This is a genomic window from Rhodoferax sp. UBA5149 (genome assembly GCF_002413825.1).
GTDB lineage: Bacteria > Pseudomonadota > Gammaproteobacteria > Burkholderiales > Burkholderiaceae_C > Rhodoferax.
In genome coordinates this window covers 1-18,196 of sequence record NZ_DHXT01000197.1, presented here as the reverse complement: position 1 = coordinate 18,196, position 18,196 = coordinate 1, and the positions used below count along the sequence as shown (strand labels likewise).

Genomic DNA, 18,196 nt, shown 5'->3' with positions numbered 1-18,196 from the left:
CCTGGTTGCGGTCGAACCACCAGTACGACCTTTCAGGAACTTACCAAGCAAATTGAAGATTTTCTGAGGGCTCAAATGCCAGTCTGGCGTGAGAAATACCCAGGTGTTGAAAAACTGAAAGTCGCGGTGATGGGGTGCATTGTGAATGGCCCCGGTGAAAGCAAACACGCTGATATTGGAATTAGCCTGCCTGGTACGGGAGAGGCGCCTGCGGCGCCGGTCTTCATCGACGGCGAAAAACGATTGACCTTGCGTGGCGACACGATTGCACAAGAGTTTCAGAAGATTGTCGAAAACTATGTTGAAAAGCGTTACGGTACTCACGTGGTTGCCGGGGCGTTGTAAGTGAACTCATGAGTGAAAAAGAAGTTGCTGCAAAGTCAGAGAGACTGACTGCCGTCAAGGGCATGAACGATGTCCTGCCCCCGGATTCTGCGGCTGTCGAATGGCTTGAAGGCCGGGTCCGTTCCTTAATGGCACGCTATGCCTACCGGAATATTCGCACGCCCATCGTTGAGCGGACTCCGTTGTTTGTGCGGGGCTTGGGGGAAGTGACCGATATTGTTGAAAAGGAGATGTACTCCTTTGAAGATCGGCTCAATGGCGATCCTCTGACCTTGCGTCCCGAAGCGACGGCCGGTGTGGTACGGGCAGTGGTGGAACACTCCATGTTGTATGACGGCGGTAAACGGCTGTACTACATGGGTCCCATGTTTCGGCACGAGCGGCCTCAGCGCGGGCGCTATCGGCAGTTTGACCAGATTGGCGCCGAAGCGCTCGGGTTTTCTGGTGCCGAGGTCGATGCTGAACTGATTCTGCTGGCTGTTGCGCTGTGGAAAGATTTGGGCTTGACGGATGTTCGGCTCGAACTCAACAGTCTGGGTCAACCTCAGGAGCGTTTGCTGCACCGGCAGGCGTTGATCGCCCATTTTGAGCGGCACATTGACGCGCTGGATGAAGATGCCAGACGGCGCCTGCATAGTAATCCGCTTCGGATTCTCGACACCAAGAACCCCGCGATGCAGGCGGTGGTTGAGTCCGCTCCGAGGCCTCTCGACTATTTGGGGGCGGCATCGCTAGCCCATTTCAATGCATTGAAAACTATCCTGGACGCCAATGATGTGGCCTACACCGTGAACCCGCGTCTGGTTCGGGGTATGGACTACTACAACCTCACGGTATTCGAATTCACCACCGATCGGCTTGGATCGCAGGGAACGGTTTGCGCGGGTGGTCGATATGACTATCTGGTGGAGCAACTAGGGGGCAAGCCCGCGCCCGCCGTCGGCTGGGCCCTTGGCGTGGACCGCGTGCTGGAACTCGTCAGGGAACAGGGTTTGGGAGCCGTAGAGCCGACTCTGGATGCCTATGCGATCGTGCCCGACGTCTCAGCATTGCCCTTGGTTCTGCAGACACTTCAAGCGTTGAGGGCGGCGGGCGTCAGCGTTCAAATGCACGCCAGCTCGGGTGATGGCATGGGCAGCATGAAATCCCAATTCAAACGAGCCGATAGCAGCGGAGCGCGCTACGCCCTTATTTTTGGCGCCGACGAGATTTCAAAAAATCGGGTGACCGTCAAATCACTGCGGGACGGCAGTGGTGCGCAGGCAACCCAGGCTCTCGCTGACATAGCCGATTGGGCGCCCACCCTACAATTACGGACTTAACTGAATATTTTCATGGCAAATCAATTAGATCTCGAAGAACAAGAGCAACTCGACCAGCTCAAGCATTTTTGGAAGCAATATGGCAACCTTATCACCTGGTCTTTGATTTTGGTGTTGGGTGCATTCGCTAGCTGGAATTTCTACCAGTATTGGCAGCGCAATCAGGCAACGCAGGCGGCTGCCATGTATGACGAAGTTGAGCGTGTGGTGAAGTCCGCGGATACTGCAAAAATAGACCGCGTTTTTGCAGACATGAAAGACGGGTTTGCATCAACTACTTATGCGCAACAGGCAGGACTTCTGGTTGCAAAGCAGTATTACACCTCTGGAAACGTTGAAGCAGCCAAGGCAGCTTTGGGCTGGGTTGCTGACAACTCCTCGGATCAGGGCTACCAGGCCATTGCGAAGTTGCGTCTGGCCGGGATCTTGATGGAATCCAAGGCTTTTGATGCTGCGTTGAAACAATTAAGTGGATCATTTCCCGCTAATTTTGATGCGCTGGTGGCGGATCGCAAAGGTGATATTTTGCTCTTGCAAGGAAAAAAGAAAGAGGCTCTTGCCGAGTATGAGAAAGCTTTCAAAAATCTGGAAGTGAGTAGCGAATACCGACGCTTGGTGGAAGTCAAATTGAACTCGCTGGGGGTGGATCCACAGAGCGGTAGCGAGGCCCGAGGTGGTGTTGCAGTGTCAAAAAGCGCTGGTGCCGTGCCTGCGGCGGGCGCGCTGGCGCCGGAAGGGAAAAAGTGAAGTTCGATTTTCTTTTGACTGCGGCCAACCGGGTGGCGCTTGGTTTTTTCGTCCTGGGTTTACTTGGTGGATGTTCCAGCGGGCTGGATAAGCTGAGGCCCGCCGAGTTGGCTCCTAACGCGGGTTTGTTGGGCGTGCGTTTGGCGTGGACGTCCAAGGTGGGCGCGATTGATTTCCCTCTTGATGTCAAGGTAAACGGCAATACAGTTGCGGTCGCGAGTTCAGACGGCGTCGTTGCGTCGTTCGACGCCCGCACTGGCGCACAGGCGTGGCGTACCAATGTGGGCGCTCAGATTGCGGCCGGGGTTGGCAGTGACGGTCGTTTTGCAGCGGTGGTGACTCGGGGCAATGAACTGGTGGTTCTGGACGCCGGGCGCGAAATGTGGCGTGAAAAACTGCCTGCGCAAGGTTTTACGGCGCCCCTGGTTGCCGGAGGGCGTGTTTTCTTACTCGCGGGTGATCGCTCCGTCACGGCTTTTGATGCACAGTCAGGGCGCAAACTCTGGAACCAGCTACGTCCAGGCGAGTCCTTGGTGCTGCGTCAGTCGGGTGTTTTGCTGGCCGTCGGAGATACTTTGGTGGCGGGCTTGTCCGGACGTCTCGTCGGTCTCAATCCGTCAAACGGCAGCATTCGGTGGGAGGCCCCCATCGCATCGCCGCGCGGCACCAATGATATCGAGCGGCTGGTTGACTTGGTCGGCGGTGTCAGTCGCGAAGGTGATGTTGTATGTGCTCGTGCGTTTCAGGCCGCTGTTGGCTGTGTCAACACGGCCCGAGGTACCCTGCTTTGGGTCAAACCAGCGTCCGGTTCGGTTGGCGTGCATGGTGATGACAAGTATGTTTTTGGCGTCGAGGGGGATGGAAAACTCGTGGCTTGGCGACGGACCGATGGTGAGCGTGCCTGGGTGTCCGAGCGTTTGCGCTACCGTAATCTGACTGCTCCGCTGGTCGTGGGACGGTCGGTTGCGGTGGGCGATGACGCGGGTCTGGTTCATTGGCTGTCACGTGAAGACGGATCTGCGCTCACCCGAGTGGCTACCGATGGCTCGGCGATTGTTGCTGCGCCGGTTTTGGCGGCTGGAACGCTGGTTGTTGTCACCCACAGCGGTGGCATTTTTGGCTTTAAGCCTGAGTAAGTCGCATCATGAAACCTGTTTTGGCCCTCGTCGGCCGTCCCAATGTTGGTAAATCGACGCTTTTCAATCGGCTGACCAAGTCTCGTGATGCCATCGTGGCCGATTTTGCCGGGCTGACTCGGGATCGCCATTACGGCAATGGGAAACAGGGTAAACACGAATTTATTGTCATAGACACCGGTGGATTCGAACCGGATGCCGCCAGTGGCATTTTCAAGGAAATGGCTAAGCAGACGCGCCAGGCGGTGGCGGAAGCTGACGTCGTCATCTTTGTGTTGGACGCACGAGAAGGCATTTCCGCGCAGGATCACGAGATCGCCAAATACCTTCGCCGTCTCGGCAAACCCTGTGTGTTGGCGGCCAACAAGGCAGAAGGCATGCTGGCGGGCGCGCAGTTGGTCGAATTTTTTGAGTTGGGTCTGGGTGACGTGCATGCGGTTTCAGCAGCGCACGGTCAGGGGATTCACTCACTGGTGGAGCTGGCACTGGCGCCACTGCACCTGGCGGAACCTGATGAGACTGAAGAACAGCGAGAGCCTGGTGTCATCAAACTGGCGGTTGCCGGTCGCCCCAATGTGGGTAAATCCACGCTGATCAATACCTGGCTGGGAGAAGAGCGGCTGGTCGCGTTCGACTTGCCGGGGACGACGCGGGACGCGATCTCCGTGCCGTTTGAGCGCAATGGCCAAAAATTTGAGTTGGTCGACACGGCAGGCCTGCGGCGCAAGGGCAAAGTCTTTGAGGCGATCGAGAAATTTTCGGTGGTCAAGACCTTGCAGGCGATTGAATCATCCAATGTCGTTTTGTTGCTGATTGATGCTACGCAAGGGGTCACCGATCAGGATGCCCACATTGCGGGCTACATTCTTGAGAATGGCCGTGCTGTGGTGCTGGCAGTCAATAAATGGGATGCCGTGGATGAGTACCAGCGCGAACTCGTCAAACGTTCCATTGAAACTCGTTTGCCGTTCTTGAAGTTCGCGACGATGCATTTGATATCGGCGACAAAAAGACAAGGCTTGGGGCCATTGTGGGCGTCCATCGCACAAGCCTACAAGGCCGCCAACTGCAAGATGTCAACACCTGTCTTGACTCGCTTGCTGCTGGAGGCGGTCCAGTTTCAGAGTCCCAAGCGCTCGGGCATGTACCGACCGAAATTGCGCTATGCCCACCAGGGCGGCATGAATCCGCCCGTCATTATTATTCACGGCAATTCGCTTGAACACGTGACCGATGCCTACAAGCGCTTTTTGGAAGGACGTTTTCGCAAAGAGTTTGACCTGGTGGGCACCCCGATGCGCATCGAGTTCAAAACGTCGGCCAATCCCTACGCCGACAAAGCCACCGCTTGAACACTTGCGGGACAGATCGCCGCCCCATCAGGGCAAGCGCTGTCCTCGATAGATTCGAGATCGCCAACACGAGCGCCAACTTTATTGTGGGTTTACGAGCGCCCAGCTTGAGAAAGCACTTTGCTGTGGTATCGTGGTCGCTTCATCAATTTCTTGAACACGGAGAATATCGTGAGCAATAAAGGTCAGTTACTTCAAGACCCCTTTCTCAATGCTTTGCGTCGGGAACATGTGCCGGTCTCCATTTATCTTGTCAATGGGATCAAGCTGCAAGGTCAGATCGAATCTTTTGACCAGTATGTCGTGTTGCTTCGCAATACGGTCACCCAAATGGTTTACAAACACGCCATCTCTACCATTGTGCCGGGGCGCGCCGTGAATTTTGCAACCGGCGAGGGTGACGAACCTGCAGCCGCCTGATCGTCAGTCTGCCCCCACCATACTGGTTGGGGTTGACTTTGGATTGGCCAATTTCGATGGCGAACTCGAAGAATTGGGCTTGCTGGCGCAGACTGCGGGATTGAATCCGGTCGCCCGGATGACTTGCAAACGCAAGGCGCCGGATGCGGCCTTGTTTGTGGGCAGCGGTAAAGCCGACGAAATCAAATTGCTGGCTGCTCAGCTGGGTGCTGTTGAGGTGCTTTTTGATCAAAGCCTGAGCCCGGCGCAGCAGCGCAATCTGGAGCGACATCTTGAACTGCCGGTCAATGACCGCACGCTTCTGATACTGGAAATCTTCGGTCAAAGAGCGCGCAGCCATGAAGGAAAGCTGCAGGTTGAACTCGCACGAATGCAGTACCTGAGCACGCGTCTGGTCCGTCGCTGGTCCCACCTGGAGCGCCAGAGCGGTGGCATTGGCATGCGCGGTGGTCCGGGTGAATCCCAGATCGAGCTGGATCGCCGAATGATTGGCGAGAACATCAAAAAGATCAAAGAGCGCCTGATCAAGGTCAAGCGACAACGGCAGACACAACGGCGTCAGCGCGAGCGACGCGATGCCTTCAATATTTCCCTGGTCGGCTACACCAACGCCGGGAAATCCACGCTTTTCAATGCGTTGGTCAAGGCCAGGGCCTATGCCGCAGATCAGCTGTTTGCAACTCTGGACACCACAACACGCCAGCTTTATCTGGGCGAGGCCGGGCGGTCAGTTTCTCTTTCAGACACGGTTGGATTTATTCGTGATCTGCCCCACGGTCTGATCGATGCATTTCAGGCGACTCTGCAGGAGGCGGTCGATGCCGATCTGCTGCTGCATGTGGTGGATGCGGCCAGTCCCCATTTTTTGGAGCAGATGGCCGAGGTGCAGCGCGTATTGGGTGAGATTGGCGCGGCCGACATCCCCCAGTTGCTGATTTTTAACAAGCTGGACGCTCTTGAAAATGAGAGGCGGCCCCTGCAGCTGGAAGATACTTTTGACCTGAATGGGGTTCAGACGCCACGCCTATTTTTGAGTGCAAAAAATGGCGAGGGCCTGCAGGCTCTGCGGCAGCAGTTGGCGCGCATTGTGAGTGGGGGTGTTTTGCCTGAGAAAGATGGGGAAGATTTCCCGGAAAATCCTGAGGCTGCTCCCTGAGTGGGCACAATCCGGTAACGATACACAAGAGAAGAAGAGATGAAACTTCATTTACGCGCCTTTCGCTGGGCACTACTGTCAGAGCGGATCAGGGGAATGTTCAACCTGAATGATCCCCGATGGGGCCGCAGCGACGACAAACCGACCGAGGGTGGCAAGGCAGATCCTGGATCTTCGGACGGCAATGCGCCGGAAACGCCTCCCAAAAATGGCGAGGAGCGCGGCCAAAAGCGGGGATCCAACCAGGGTCCTCCTGATTTAGACGAGTTGTGGCGGGATTTCAACCGTAAATTGGGCGGTTTGTTTGGCGGCGTAAAGAACGTGGGTCGCGGCATCTCCGGTGGTGGATCGGGTGGCGGCAATGGCTCGGGCGGTGGCTTTCAGCCGGACATGAAGAGTGCCGGTATCGGTTTTGGCCTGATTGCTGGCGTGATCGTGCTGATCTGGCTCGGAACGGGATTCTTCATCGTTCAAGAAGGTCAGCAAGCTGTCATCACGCAGTTCGGGAAATACAAATCTTCGGTCGGTGCCGGTTTTAACTGGCGTCTGCCCTATCCCATTCAGCGGCACGAGCTGATCTTTGTGACTCAAATACGTTCGGTGGACGTGGGGCGCGATATGGTTGTCAAGGCCACGGGCCTGCGCGAGTCAGCCATGTTGACCGAAGACGAAAATATCGTCGAGATCAAATTTGCCGTTCAGTACCGGCTCAGCGATGCGCGCGCTTTTCTGTTCGAGAGCAAAAACCCCGGAGAGGCCGTGGTCCAAGCCGCAGAAACCGCCGTGCGTGAAGTGGTTGGCAAGATGCGCATGGACAGTGCCCTGTCTGAAGAGCGGGACCAGATTGCACCCCGGGTTCGCGCCCTGATGCAAAATATTCTGGACCGATACAAGGTGGGCATTGACGTGGTCGGCATCAATTTGCAGCAGGGCGGCGTGCGGCCACCCGAACAGGTGCAGGCGGCTTTCGATGACGTCTTGAAGGCCGGACAGGAGCGCGAACGTGCCAAGAACGAAGCACAGGCCTACGCCAACGACGTGGTGCCGCGTGCTGTCGGTTCAGCATCCCGGCTGAAAGAGGAAGCCGATGCCTACAAGGCAAAAATTGTGGCGCAGGCGCAAGGCGACGCGCAACGTTTTAAATCAGTGTTGACGGAGTATCAGAAGGCGCCCCAGGTGACGCGTGACCGCATGTACCTGGACTCGATGCAGCAGATCTACAGCAACGTCACCAAGGTGATGGTGGATTCCAAACAGGGCTCCAATCTGCTTTATCTTCCGCTTGACAAGATCATGCAGATGAGCGGGCAGGGCGTTGATGCCACGGCAACGACGGCACCTGCGGCGGTGCCCACGCCCACGCCCAGCAATTCAACCCCTGATGCACGTACGCGGGATGCCGCCCGTACGCGCGATCGCGAAACACGCTAGGAGCCCCGAATGAACAGGCTAGGTTTTATTTTCGCTTCCATTCTGGTCGTTCTGGCGCTTGCCAGTTCAATGCTGTTTGTGGTGGATCAGAGGCAGTTTGGTGTGGTGTATGCCCTGGGGCAAATCAAGGACGTCATTACCGAGCCCGGTTTGAACTTCAAGCTGCCGCCGCCGTTCCAGAACGTGTCGTATATCGACAAGCGTCTGCTGACGCTCGAAACCACTGACACGGAGCCCTTGCTCTCGGCTGAAAAACAGCGTGTGGTGATTGACTGGTACGTGCGCTGGCGCATTTCAGAGCCTACACAGTACATCCGCAACGTCGGTTTGACTGAGGCCGACGGTGCCAACCAGCTCAATCGCGTGGTCCGCAATGCGTTTCAGGAAGAAATCAACAAGTTCACCGTCAAGGAACTTTTGTCCACCAAGCGCGAAGCCATCACGGCAGCAGTCAAGGCCGAGGTGCTGAGCAAAGTCAAAGGCAGCAAGCCGTGGGGCGTGGACGTGGTGGACGTGCGCATTACCCGTGCGGATTACGTGGAAGCCATCACCGAGTCGGTCTACCGACGCATGGAGGCCGAACGCAAGCGCGTGGCCAATGAGTTGCGCTCAACCGGTGCGGCCGAGGGTGAAAAAATCCGCGCTGATGCGGATCGGCAGCGCGAAGTGACGGTGGCCAACGCCTACCGGGACGCCCAGAAGATCAAGGGCGAAGGCGATGCCGAAGCCGCCCGCGTTTATGCGGAAGCGTTTGGTCGGGATCCCCAATTTGCCCAGTTTTATCGCAGCCTGGATGCCTACAAGGCCAGCTTCAATAAGAAGAGCGATGTCATGGTGCTAGATCCCGCGTTTTCGGAATTTTTTAAAGTGTTCCGTGGCAACGTGTCTCCCGCAGCCGCCGCCACGTCGTCCAAGAAATAAACTTTTGGATAGCGACACGCTCTGGCTGGCGATGGCCCTCGTTCTGGTGATCGAGGGTCTTTTTCCGTTTCTCTCCCCCGCTGGCTGGCGCCGGATGTTTCAGCAGATTCTTCAGATGAACGACGGGCAGCTGCGTTTTTTCGGGATGTGCAGCCTATCTGCGGGTGCCTTGCTGATTTGGTATCTGCTGTGAGAAATTCCGGCGTCCAAGCCCGGTAAAATCACGGTTTTAACAGCCCCCCACAATACACATGTCTGCTTGGGTCCTGCCGGATCACATTGCCGATGTCTTGCCGTCCGAAGCGCGGCACATCGAAGAACTTCGTCGCGACTTGCTGGACATGGCACGTTGCTATGGCTACGAGTTGGTCATGCCGCCCCTGCTGGAGCACCTGGAGTCGCTACTCACAGGGGCCGGTGAGGCGCTTGATCTGCAAACTTTTAAACTGGTGGATCAGCTCTCCGGGCGCATGATGGGCCTGCGGGCCGACAGCACGCCGCAGGTGGCCCGCATTGATGCGCACTTGCTGAATCGCCAGGGCGTCACCCGTTTGTGCTATTGCGGCCCGGTGCTGCATACGCGCCCCGGCGGGCCCCATGCGACGCGCGAGCCGCTGCAGTTCGGTGCCGAAATCTACGGCCATGCTGGGTTGGAGGCCGATCTGGAAACGCTGCTGCTGGCACTGGACTGCCTCAAGGTGGTCAAGGTGCAGGCGCCCAGCGTAGACATGGCCGATGCCCGCATCGTCCATGCACTGCTCGAAGGCGTGCCGCTCGGGGGTGACTTGCTGGCGCAGCTTCATGCCGCGCTGGCGGCCAAAGACAGTAGCGAACTGTCTGTGTTGACGAAAAATTTCCCGCCATCTTCGCGCCATGGCCTCTTGGCACTGGTGCAGCTCTATGGCGATGAAAAAGTCTTGATTGAGGCTGAAAAAGTGCTCCAGCCCTCGCCAGTTGTGCGTGAGGCGCTATCAAATTTGAAGTGGCTGGCGAGTCATCTGGAAGGCGCGAAAGTGACCTTCGATCTGGCCGATTTGCGTGGTTATGCCTATTACACCGGGGCACGCTTCTCGATCTACGCCCCGGGCGCCAGCGATGCGCTGGTGCGCGGCGGACGCTATGACGAGGTGGGGGCCGTGTTTGGCCGAAACCGTCCCGCCACCGGTTTCAGCCTTGACGTCAAAACCCTGATCGCTGTTTTGGCGCCGCGCCCCTTGCGCGCGGCGATACGCGCGCCATGGCGCGAAGCCGCTGATTTGCGCACGGCCATAGCGTCCTTGCGTGCGCAGGGTGAGACCGTCGTCTGTGCCCTGCCGGGCCATGACAGTGAAGTTGATGAGTTCCATTGCGATCGCGAGCTGATTCAGGTCGCGGGGCAGTGGGTCGTGCAAGCCGTTTGAGAAATATTGAAATGAATGCAACCAAAGGTCGTAACGTCGTTGTCGTGGGTACCCAGTGGGGCGACGAGGGCAAGGGCAAGCTGGTCGACTGGCTGACCGAGAGTGCCCAGGGCGTGGTGCGCTTTCAGGGTGGCCACAACGCAGGCCACACGCTGGTGATCAATGGCGTCAAGACGGCCTTGCATTTGATTCCCAGCGGCATCATGCGCCCGGGTGTGAAGTGTTATATCGGCAACGGTGTGGTGCTGTCGGCGGCCAAGTTGTTCGAGGAGATCGAGGGGCTGGAAAAAGTCGGTATCGAGCTGCGTTCGCGTCTGCGCATCAGCGAGGCCTGCCCGCTGATTTTGCCGTTTCACGCCGCGCTCGACGTGGCGCGCGAAGCGGCGCGTGAGAAGGGCGGCAACGCCCGGATCGGCACCACCGGGCGCGGCATTGGCCCGGCCTACGAAGACAAGATTGCGCGGCGGGCACTGCGCGTGCAAGACCTCAAGTACCCCGAGCGTTTTGCAACCAAGCTGCGTGAATTGCTGGACTTGCACAACCATGTGCTGACCACTTATCTCGGTTCTGCCGCGTTTGACTTTGGCCCGACGCTTGCGCCCTACATGGTGGACGGAGAGGTGCAGTTCCAGCCGGTCTTTGATGAGGCCATGCGCCACGCCGAGCTGCTCAAGCCGATGATGGCCGACGTCTCCCGCGAGCTCAACGAGGCGCACCTCAAAGGCGCCAATCTGTTGTTCGAAGGCGCCCAAGGCACGCTGCTCGATGTGGACCATGGCACCTACCCGTATGTGACCTCCAGCAACTGCGTGGCCGGCAATGCCGCCGCCGGCTCCGGCGTCGGCCCGGGCATGTTGCACTACATCCTGGGCATTACCAAAGCCTATTGCACCCGCGTTGGCGGCGGACCCTTCCCGACCGAACTGGACTGGGAAGTGCCGGGTACACCGGGCTACCACATGAGCACCATCGGCGCCGAAAAAGGCGTCACCACGGGTCGTAGCCGTCGCTGTGGCTGGTTCGATGCCGCGCTGCTTAAGCGCTCGGCCCAGGTCAATGGCTTGACCGGTCTATGCATCACCAAGCTCGACGTGCTCGATGGCCTGAAAGAACTGCTGTTGTGCACGGGTTACGAGCTGGACGGTCAGTTGATTGACATCCTGCCGATGGGCGCCGATGACATCGAGCGTTGCCAACCGGTCTATGAAACGATGGAGGGCTGGAGCGACAGCACGGTGGGAGTCACCCAGTACGACAAGCTGCCGACCAATGCCCGCCTGTATCTGCAGCGCATCGAGCAGGTCACCGGGGTGCCCATTCACATGGTGTCGACCAGCCCGGACCGCGATCACACCATCATGATGCGCCATCCCTATCTGGCCGACTAACTGGCCGCACAGCAAAAATTTTATATTAAATTGGCCTGTAGCCCCCGTGTTACAAGCGTAGTAAGCTATTAATTCAGGAGCAACACCATGTTGACGGAAGACGGAAAACACCTGTACGTGAGCTACGACGAGTACCACAACCTGATCGAAAAGCTGGCCATCAAGATCCATCAATCCGGCTGGCAGTTCGACACCATTCTGTGCCTGGCTCGCGGCGGCTTGCGTCCTGGCGACATCCTGTCACGCGTTTTTGACAAACCCCTGGCCATCATGTCCACCAGCTCCTATCGCTCGGACGCCGGCACGGTGCAAGGCAATCTGGACATCGCGCGCTACATCACGACCCCCAAAGGCGAGATTGCCGGCAAGGTTTTGCTGGTGGACGACCTGGCAGACTCCGGCCACACGCTCAAGGCCGTGATGAAGCAGCTCAAAGACAACTATGCACCCATCACGGAGTTGCGCAGCGCCGTGATCTGGACCAAGGCGCTGTCCACCTTCACGCCGGATTATTCGGTCGAGTTTTTGCCAACCAATCCCTGGATTCACCAGCCGTTTGAAGGCTATGACGCTTTGCGCCCGGAGCAGTTGATTCAAAAGTGGAGCGTGTAGTGAATCGTTTGATGAAGCGGAGCTGATCATGTCCGACCTCTCCACGACGCTGATACATCACCCGTACACGCCGCCTGAAGGTTTTGCCGCACCGCAACCGGGGGTGTTCAAGGCGTCCACCGTCTTGTTCCCCAGCGTTGCCGCCATGCGCAGCTTTGAGTGGAAAGACAAAACCGCCTACACCTACGGTCTGCACGGCACGCCCACCACCTACATGCTGGAAGAGCGCCTGTGTACGCTCGAAGGCGGCCTGCAATGCCTGCTGTTGCCCAGCGGGCTGGCGGCCATCGCCAATGTGGCCTTGTCGCTGCTGCGTACGGGCGATGAAGTACTCATGCCCGACAACGCTTACGGTCCCAGCAAGACCCTGGCCGAGGGTGAACTCAAGGGCTGGGGCATCACGCACCATTTTTATGACCCCATGAATCCGCTGGATCTGGCGGCCAAGATCGGCCCCCAGACCCGTCTGGTCTGGCTGGAAGCGGCGGGCTCGGTGACGCTGGAGTTTCCCGATCTGTGCGAGCAGGTCCGGGTGTGCAAAGCCCACGGCGTACTGACGGCGCTGGACAACACCTGGGGCGCCGGTCTGGCCTTTGCGCCGTTCGACCTGGTGCCGGGGGCCAGCCCGGCTTTGGGGGTTGATATCTCGGTGCACGCGCTGACCAAATACCCCAGCGGCGGGGGCGACGTGCTGATGGGCAGTGTCATCACCCGTGACGTCGCGCTGCACATGAAGCTCAAGCTGACCCATATGCGGCTGGGCTTTGGCGTCGGTGCCAATGATGTCGAAGCGGTGTTGCGCTCGCTGCCGAGCATGGCACTGCGCTACCGGGCGCATGACAAGGCGGCACGCGAATTGGCCCGCTGGTGCCAGACCCGCGCTGAATTGGTACAGGTTTTACATCCTGCCTTGCCGGACTCTCCTGGGCATGGGTATTGGCGCGATCTGTGTCAACCCGGACCGGGCAGCGCGGCCGGATTGTTCAGCGTGATTTTTCACCCGCGCTACAGCCAAAACCAGATTGATGCGTTTTGCGACGCACTCAAGCTGTTCAAGGTCGGTTACAGCTGGGGTGGGCCCATGAGCCTGGTCGTACCCTATGCGCTGGCCTCCATGCGCAGTGTCTGGCCGTCGCATTTGAAGCAGGGCACGCTGGTGCGCTTTTCGGTGGGGCTGGAAGCCTTAGCCGATTTGCGCGCTGACTTGACGCAGGCAATGCACGCTTTATTGATCTGAATCAGTGTTTACCTGAATAGTCATGGAGCCGGGACTTCGATAGGCTGGGCTCCATGAACCTAGCGCCCGATTCAACTACCCGTAACGGCAGCAGCCCGGACGTCTCGACCACCGCCACGTCAATGCCTGCACCCTATGTGCCGCCTCCATCAGAAGCCCCGCTGAAGGAAATCGTTGATCTGCGCTGGAGTGACCCGTTTCGATGGTTGGCGCTTGGCTGGCGTGATCTGATGGCGGAGAAGGGCATCTGCATTTTTTATGGTGTTTGCTTCTGGCTGATGGCCTGGCTGCTGGGGGCGGTGTTTCGCAGCAAACCCGAGTACGCCATCTCCATCGCCTCGGGTTGTTTGTTGGTCGGGCCGTTTCTGGCGATGGGTCTGTATGAGGTGAGTCGACGGCGCGAACAGGGTCTTGTGCCCGATCTGGGCGCGTCCCTGACTTGCTGGGACTCGCATCTGCGCAGCATGGGCATGTTGATATTGGTGCTGATTGTTCTCGAGTTGCTGTGGGGCCGGGCCTCGCTGGTGGTATTCGCCGTGTTTTTCAACACCGGCATGCCGTCCACCACGGGCGTCATTCAAGCCATCTTCAATCTCGAAAACTGGGAATTTCTGGCGGTCTATTTGCTGGTCGGCGGTGTGTTTGCTGGTTTGTTTTTTGCCGTGTCCGTGGTGGCCATCCCGATGATTCTGGATCGTGATACCGACGCCATCTCGGCCGCCATTGCCAGCCTGCAGGTGGTCTTTGGCAACACGGCGGTCATGTTCCTGTGGGGCATGTTGATCACCCTTCTGGTGTTGGCGGCGCTGCTTCCTTGGGGTTTGGGGCTGCTCTTCATCGGTCCCTGGCTGGGCCACGCCAGCTGGCATGCGTACCGGGGTTCCGTGCGTTGGCTCGATGAAGACGTCACCATGGAGGCGTCGTGAGGCAACATAAATTGCGCCCGGCATGCCGGGCGCTTGTCATGAAATGGTAAAGTGGCCCTAACAACTTGAAAGCATACTTTGGCAACACCCAATTACGGATACGAGAAGCGTCAGAAAGAGCTGGCAAAGAAGAAGAAAAAAGAGGAGAAACTCAAGCACAAAGCCGAACGCAAGGTGGGTGACGGCCCGGAAGACGGTGCGCCGGACGAGAGTGAAGCGACCGAACCGACAGAGCCAGGCTCCGACACCCCCGCGCAAGCCTGAGCTTCTACTTAGCCAGCCAGCCCAAACCTTTGCCGTGCAGGCTCTGGACATAGAGCCGCTCGCGCGTTTCCGTCACGGCCGTGGTCTCGGGGTAAGCCCCGCTCGGGTCTTGCAGATCTGCCACCACTTTTCCGTCTTCCGTGAATGCCATCACATGCCCATAGGCTTTGGGGATGGGCCACAGCGCGCGCGGCAAGCGCAGCGTGAGCTTGCGCAAAAAGGGCTGGGTCGCGAGCTGGTCGATGGTCGGGTTTCTGGGTTTGGCAAAACCCAGCCAGATCTTGCCGTCCAGGCCGCGCATGAGGTTGTCGGGATAGCCCGGCAGGTTGTCAAACAGCACAGTCGCCTGCGGATTCGCCTGGGCCACGTCCAGGTTGCTGGCCTTCACTGAAATCTTCCACACCCGGTATTTGCCGGTTTCGTTGACGAACAGGGTCTGCTCGTCCTGGCTCAGCGCTACGCCATTGGCGAAGCTCAGGCCTTTGGCGACGATGCGGGTGGCCTGCGTCGCAGGGTCGTATTCCAGAATGCGCCCGGTGGCCGACTGCTCGATGATGTCCAGCACGCTGGCCTCGAACGTGCCGCCCCAGCGGGCGGGTGCAAAGCGGGTCGAGGCGTCGCTCACGTACATCTTGCCGTTAGCGGCCACGATGACCGCATCGGCGTAGCGAATCGGCTCCTCATCGACCTTGTCCGTCAGTACCGTGATCTTTCTGTCCGGGCTGATCGACAGCAAGCCTTTGACGGCGTCGGCTGCCACCAGGTTGCCGGCCGCGTCAAAGTCAAAGCCCAGCACCCGGCCACCGGTAGTGGCAAATACCTCCTGCGCACTGCCGTCCGGGTTCATGCGCAGGATGTTGCCGCTGGCCACGGTGGTGTAGAGCTTGCCGTCTTTGGCGACCACGATGTGTTCCGGCCCTTCTTCTGCACCCAGTGAAATCATGTTCAGGCCGGCCAGTTTGTTGTTCACGGCGTGCGCGCCAACGTAGCCCGGTGCGGTGGGTGCGTTCCAGCTGACGGGCTCGATCGGCACCGGCCACAGGCTCAGGTAAGCCGCCAGCGCCAACACCAGCACGCCCAGTACCCAAGCGGCTTTCTTCATTGCGTCTCCTTTATCATTTGTTGAGCTAGAAGTGTCATGGCCGCCGTCGAATGGTCTTCTGGCGCTATTATTTTTGCTACTTCAAACTGGCGGAAATTGCGTCGCATCGACTGCAGGTAAGTCGGGTCGTAGTGCTGCGTGAGCAGCTCCTGCACCACCGGCTCGATGTTCCCCGCCCGCACCGAAGCCTTCCAGCCCTCGACCACCACCTTGCCCCGGAATTCGGCCAATACCTGCAGCCGTTCGCAGAAATGCTCGACGTCACGCACAAAGAAGTCGTAGTCTTCCATCAACAGGGACACGCGCTCGGCGTCGGGCAGCATCAGGTTCAGGCAAGGGCTTTGCCGCATGGCCTCGATCAGCGAGGTCGGCACCGCCACGTTGCCGACTTTTTTGCTTTCGCTCTCGATGTAGACCGGACGCGTCGGCTCCAGCCGCCGCACCGCGTCCCACACCAGCGTGTCAAAGCGCTTTTGCGTCGGTTGCGCCAGCCCTGGAATGGCGCCCAGCACCGAGCTGCGGTGGTTGGCCAGGGCTTCCAGATCGATGACCTGTGCACCCTGAGCGCTCAGCGCCTGAAGCAGTCGGGTTTTGCCCGAGCCCGTTGTGCCGCAAATCACGCGCCACTGCAGGCCACTCACCAGGCGCGGAATGTCCTGCACCACGGCGGCCCGAAAGGCCTTGTAACCGCCTTCCACCAGCGTGACGCGAAAACCGATCTGACCCAGGATCAGCGACAGTGCGCCGCTACGTTGGCCGCCGCGCCAGCAGTAGGTGAGGGGTTTCCAGTCTTTGGGCTTGTCAATGACCTCGCGTTCGATGTGAGTGGCGATATTGCGAGCCGCAATGGCCGCACCGCGTTTTTTGGCCTCGAAGGCATTGACCTGCTTGTACAGGATGCCGATGTCGCGGCGTTCTTCGTTGTGGAGCGTGGGCCAGTTGACGGCGCCGGGCAGGTGATCCTCAAGGTATTCGCCTTCGCTGCGCGCGTCGATGAGGGTGTCAAACTCGTGCAGACGCCCGATGATTTCACTGGCGGGCAGGGTGGTCAGACTCATTTCAGTAGTTTTTTCAGTTCAGGCCACACATTGGCCAGCATGATGGGGTGGGCCTCTGCCCGCGGGTGAATGCGGTCGGCTTGAAACAGCCGCAGGCTGTCGGGTGCGTCGGCAATACCGGCGAGCAAAAACGGCACCAACGCGGCTTTGTTGGCTTTGGCCACGTTCACAAACAGGGCGGCAAAGCGCGCGCCATAGTCTTGGCCGTAGTTGGGTGGCATCTGCATGCCAATCAGCAGCACCCGGGCGCCGGTTTTTTGGGCTGCCTGCGTCATCTGATTCAGGTTGTCTTCGGTCAGTTGCAGGGGCAGGCCGCGCAAGGCGTCGTTGGCCCCCAGTTCAATGATCACATGGCTGGGGTGGTGTAGGGCCAGCAGTCCGCTCAAACGCGACAGCCCACCGGACGTGGTGTCGCCGCTGATGCTGGCGTTGACCACGCTGGCGGGCACGTTTTCAGCGGCGAGTTTTTGTCCGAGCAGCGCGACCCAGCCGCTGCCGCGTTTGAGGCCATACTCTGCACTCAGGGAGTCGCCCACCACCAGGATGGTCCTGGGGGTGATGCTTTTGGCCGCCTTGGCTGGCGTGGCGGCGATAGCCGGTGATAGCCCCGCAACAGCCGCCATTAGCCCAGCCGCGATAAAGTGACGCCGATAGCAGTGTCGTCGATACAAAGAAAGCCCCATGTCTGATTCAATTATTTCCGTCGAGCATGTTTTCAAGTCGGTGACGGATTCCACCGGCACCCTCGACATTTTGCGCGATATTGATTTTGTGCTGAATGCGCGCGAGACCGTGGCCATCGTCGGCGCCTCCGGCTCCGGCAAAAGCACGCTCTTGTCCATCATTGCGGGCCTGGATACGCCCACCCGCGGTACCGTGCGGCTGGCCGGCCAGGACCTGTTCGCCCGGAACGAGGACGAGCGCGCCGCCTTGCGGGCGCAAAAAGTGGGTTTTGTGTTCCAGAGCTTTCAGTTGCTGGGCAACCTCACCGCGCTGGAAAACGTGATGTTGCCGCTGGAACTGGCCAACCGGCGCGACCCGCGCCAGGCTGCCTCCGAGATGCTGGCGCGTGTCGGCCTGTCCGAGCGCCTGGGCCATTACCCCAAGGTCTTGAGTGGTGGCGAGCAGCAGCGGGTGGCGCTGGCGCGCGCTTTCGTGGTGAAACCGGCGGTGCTGCTGGCCGACGAGCCCACCGGCAGCCTCGACTTTGCCACCGGCGAAAAAATCATGGCGCTCATGTTTGACCTCAACCGCGAGCAGGGCACCACGCTGGTGCTGGTAACCCACGACCGCGCCATAGCTGCACGCTGTGCCCGCTGCATCACGATCGAGGCCGGGCAGGTGCTGGACACCGCTGTTGATGTTTAAGCCAATTTGAG

Annotated in this window: 20 protein-coding genes; 17 read left to right on the top strand and 3 right to left on the bottom strand. The window is 58.9% G+C overall.

The features are described from left to right. The 16 genes from B3V69_RS17660 to B3V69_RS17585 all read left to right on the top strand — a co-directional run. On the top strand, nucleotides 1–345 hold a 345-nt coding region (locus tag B3V69_RS17660), incomplete at its 5' end, for a flavodoxin-dependent (E)-4-hydroxy-3-methylbut-2-enyl-diphosphate synthase (protein WP_296448310.1). Between the two features lie 8 nt (nucleotides 346–353). After that, nucleotides 354–1,667 carry a histidine--tRNA ligase gene (gene hisS, locus B3V69_RS17655; protein WP_296448309.1) on the top strand — a complete coding sequence of 438 codons (1,314 nt, stop codon included), beginning with the start codon at nucleotides 354–356 and terminating at the stop codon, nucleotides 1,665–1,667. A gap of 12 nt (nucleotides 1,668–1,679) precedes the next feature. Then, nucleotides 1,680–2,414, top strand: coding sequence for a YfgM family protein (locus B3V69_RS17650; RefSeq protein WP_296448308.1), 735 nt, complete (start codon nucleotides 1,680–1,682; stop codon nucleotides 2,412–2,414). After that, nucleotides 2,411–3,550, top strand: a complete 1,140-nt coding sequence (bamB, locus tag B3V69_RS17645; RefSeq protein ID WP_296448307.1) for an outer membrane protein assembly factor BamB — start codon at nucleotides 2,411–2,413, stop codon at nucleotides 3,548–3,550. The genes B3V69_RS17650 and bamB overlap by 4 nt, the downstream gene beginning before the upstream one ends. 8 nt (nucleotides 3,551–3,558) lie before the next feature. After that, complete coding sequence (gene der / locus B3V69_RS17640; RefSeq protein ID WP_296448306.1) at nucleotides 3,559–4,902, top strand: ribosome biogenesis GTPase Der; 1,344 nt, start codon at nucleotides 3,559–3,561, stop codon at nucleotides 4,900–4,902. Nucleotides 4,903–5,073: 171 nt separating this feature from the next. Then, entirely contained in the window at nucleotides 5,074–5,322 is a 249-nt protein-coding gene (gene hfq / locus B3V69_RS17635) for an RNA chaperone Hfq (RefSeq protein ID WP_114969518.1), read from the top strand. Continuing rightward, nucleotides 5,300–6,478 carry a GTPase HflX gene (hflX, locus tag B3V69_RS17630; RefSeq protein ID WP_296448305.1) on the top strand — a complete coding sequence of 393 codons (1,179 nt, stop codon included), beginning with the start codon at nucleotides 5,300–5,302 and terminating at the stop codon, nucleotides 6,476–6,478. The genes hfq and hflX overlap by 23 nt, the downstream gene beginning before the upstream one ends. A 39-nt stretch (nucleotides 6,479–6,517) precedes the next feature. After that, nucleotides 6,518–7,909 carry an FtsH protease activity modulator HflK gene (hflK, locus tag B3V69_RS17625; protein ID WP_296448304.1) on the top strand — a complete coding sequence of 464 codons (1,392 nt, stop codon included), beginning with the start codon at nucleotides 6,518–6,520 and terminating at the stop codon, nucleotides 7,907–7,909. A 9-nt stretch (nucleotides 7,910–7,918) separates the two neighbouring features. Next, nucleotides 7,919–8,830 carry a protease modulator HflC gene (hflC, locus tag B3V69_RS17620; RefSeq protein WP_296448303.1) on the top strand — a complete coding sequence of 304 codons (912 nt, stop codon included), beginning with the start codon at nucleotides 7,919–7,921 and terminating at the stop codon, nucleotides 8,828–8,830. 4 nt (nucleotides 8,831–8,834) lie between these two features. Continuing rightward, nucleotides 8,835–9,023, top strand: a complete 189-nt coding sequence (locus B3V69_RS17615) for a DUF2065 domain-containing protein (protein WP_296448302.1) — start codon at nucleotides 8,835–8,837, stop codon at nucleotides 9,021–9,023. A 58-nt stretch (nucleotides 9,024–9,081) separates the two neighbouring features. Then, a complete protein-coding gene (locus B3V69_RS17610) occupies nucleotides 9,082–10,230 on the top strand; it encodes an ATP phosphoribosyltransferase regulatory subunit (protein ID WP_296448301.1) in 1,149 nt (382 codons plus the stop codon). 11 nt (nucleotides 10,231–10,241) lie between these two features. Beyond that, nucleotides 10,242–11,618, top strand: coding sequence for an adenylosuccinate synthase (locus B3V69_RS17605; RefSeq protein ID WP_296448300.1), 1,377 nt, complete (start codon nucleotides 10,242–10,244; stop codon nucleotides 11,616–11,618). An 87-nt stretch (nucleotides 11,619–11,705) separates the two neighbouring features. Next, entirely contained in the window at nucleotides 11,706–12,230 is a 525-nt protein-coding gene (locus B3V69_RS17600) for a phosphoribosyltransferase (RefSeq protein WP_296448299.1), read from the top strand. Between the two features lie 28 nt (nucleotides 12,231–12,258). Then, on the top strand, nucleotides 12,259–13,467 hold the full coding sequence (locus B3V69_RS17595) for a PLP-dependent transferase (protein ID WP_296448298.1): 1,209 nt from the start codon (nucleotides 12,259–12,261) through the stop codon (nucleotides 13,465–13,467). A 122-nt stretch (nucleotides 13,468–13,589) separates the two neighbouring features. After that, nucleotides 13,590–14,393 carry a DUF2189 domain-containing protein gene (locus B3V69_RS17590; protein WP_296448338.1) on the top strand — a complete coding sequence of 268 codons (804 nt, stop codon included), beginning with the start codon at nucleotides 13,590–13,592 and terminating at the stop codon, nucleotides 14,391–14,393. Nucleotides 14,394–14,471: 78 nt separating this feature from the next. Continuing rightward, entirely contained in the window at nucleotides 14,472–14,657 is a 186-nt protein-coding gene (locus tag B3V69_RS17585) for a hypothetical protein (protein WP_296448297.1), read from the top strand. Between the two features lie 4 nt (nucleotides 14,658–14,661). On the opposite strand, the gene B3V69_RS17580 is transcribed toward B3V69_RS17585, so the two are convergent. From B3V69_RS17580 to B3V69_RS17570, 3 genes are read right to left on the bottom strand one after another with little or no spacing between them, the layout of a single operon-like run. After that, on the bottom strand, nucleotides 14,662–15,759 hold the full coding sequence (locus B3V69_RS17580) for an SMP-30/gluconolactonase/LRE family protein (RefSeq protein WP_296448296.1): 1,098 nt from the start codon (nucleotides 15,757–15,759) through the stop codon (nucleotides 14,662–14,664). Further along, complete coding sequence (gene mnmH / locus B3V69_RS17575; protein WP_296448295.1) at nucleotides 15,756–16,817, bottom strand: tRNA 2-selenouridine(34) synthase MnmH; 1,062 nt, start codon at nucleotides 16,815–16,817, stop codon at nucleotides 15,756–15,758. The genes B3V69_RS17580 and mnmH overlap by 4 nt, the downstream gene beginning before the upstream one ends. Then, nucleotides 16,814–17,440, bottom strand: a complete 627-nt coding sequence (locus tag B3V69_RS17570; protein WP_349679231.1) for an arylesterase — start codon at nucleotides 17,438–17,440, stop codon at nucleotides 16,814–16,816. Before B3V69_RS17570 ends, mnmH begins: the two co-directional genes overlap by 4 nt. Before the next feature lie 58 nt (nucleotides 17,441–17,498). Here B3V69_RS17570 and B3V69_RS17565 point away from each other — a divergent pair, with 58 nt between their 5' ends. Next, nucleotides 17,499–18,185 carry an ABC transporter ATP-binding protein gene (locus B3V69_RS17565; protein WP_296448293.1) on the top strand — a complete coding sequence of 229 codons (687 nt, stop codon included), beginning with the start codon at nucleotides 17,499–17,501 and terminating at the stop codon, nucleotides 18,183–18,185. Nucleotides 18,186–18,196: the final 11 nt, after the last annotated feature.

Excerpts from the sequence above, each read along its gene's own strand:
- B3V69_RS17570 (WP_349679231.1), bottom strand. The coding sequence starts at position 17,440 with ATGGCGGCTGTTGCGGGGCTATCACCGGCTATCGCCGCCACGCCAGCC.
- B3V69_RS17600 (WP_296448299.1), top strand. The coding sequence starts at position 11,706 with ATGTTGACGGAAGACGGAAAACACCTGTACGTGAGCTACGACGAGTAC.
- mnmH (WP_296448295.1), bottom strand. The coding sequence starts at position 16,817 with ATGAGTCTGACCACCCTGCCCGCCAGTGAAATCATCGGGCGTCTGCAC.
- B3V69_RS17650 (WP_296448308.1), top strand. The coding sequence starts at position 1,680 with ATGGCAAATCAATTAGATCTCGAAGAACAAGAGCAACTCGACCAGCTC.
- B3V69_RS17610 (WP_296448301.1), top strand. The coding sequence starts at position 9,082 with ATGTCTGCTTGGGTCCTGCCGGATCACATTGCCGATGTCTTGCCGTCC.
- hflC (WP_296448303.1), top strand. The coding sequence starts at position 7,919 with ATGAACAGGCTAGGTTTTATTTTCGCTTCCATTCTGGTCGTTCTGGCG.
- der (WP_296448306.1), top strand. The coding sequence starts at position 3,559 with ATGAAACCTGTTTTGGCCCTCGTCGGCCGTCCCAATGTTGGTAAATCG.
- B3V69_RS17595 (WP_296448298.1), top strand. The coding sequence starts at position 12,259 with ATGTCCGACCTCTCCACGACGCTGATACATCACCCGTACACGCCGCCT.
- B3V69_RS17590 (WP_296448338.1), top strand. The coding sequence starts at position 13,590 with ATGCCTGCACCCTATGTGCCGCCTCCATCAGAAGCCCCGCTGAAGGAA.
- hisS (WP_296448309.1), top strand. The coding sequence starts at position 354 with ATGAGTGAAAAAGAAGTTGCTGCAAAGTCAGAGAGACTGACTGCCGTC.
- hflK (WP_296448304.1), top strand. The coding sequence starts at position 6,518 with ATGAAACTTCATTTACGCGCCTTTCGCTGGGCACTACTGTCAGAGCGG.
- B3V69_RS17605 (WP_296448300.1), top strand. The coding sequence starts at position 10,242 with ATGAATGCAACCAAAGGTCGTAACGTCGTTGTCGTGGGTACCCAGTGG.
- B3V69_RS17565 (WP_296448293.1), top strand. The coding sequence starts at position 17,499 with ATGTCTGATTCAATTATTTCCGTCGAGCATGTTTTCAAGTCGGTGACG.
- B3V69_RS17580 (WP_296448296.1), bottom strand. The coding sequence starts at position 15,759 with ATGAAGAAAGCCGCTTGGGTACTGGGCGTGCTGGTGTTGGCGCTGGCG.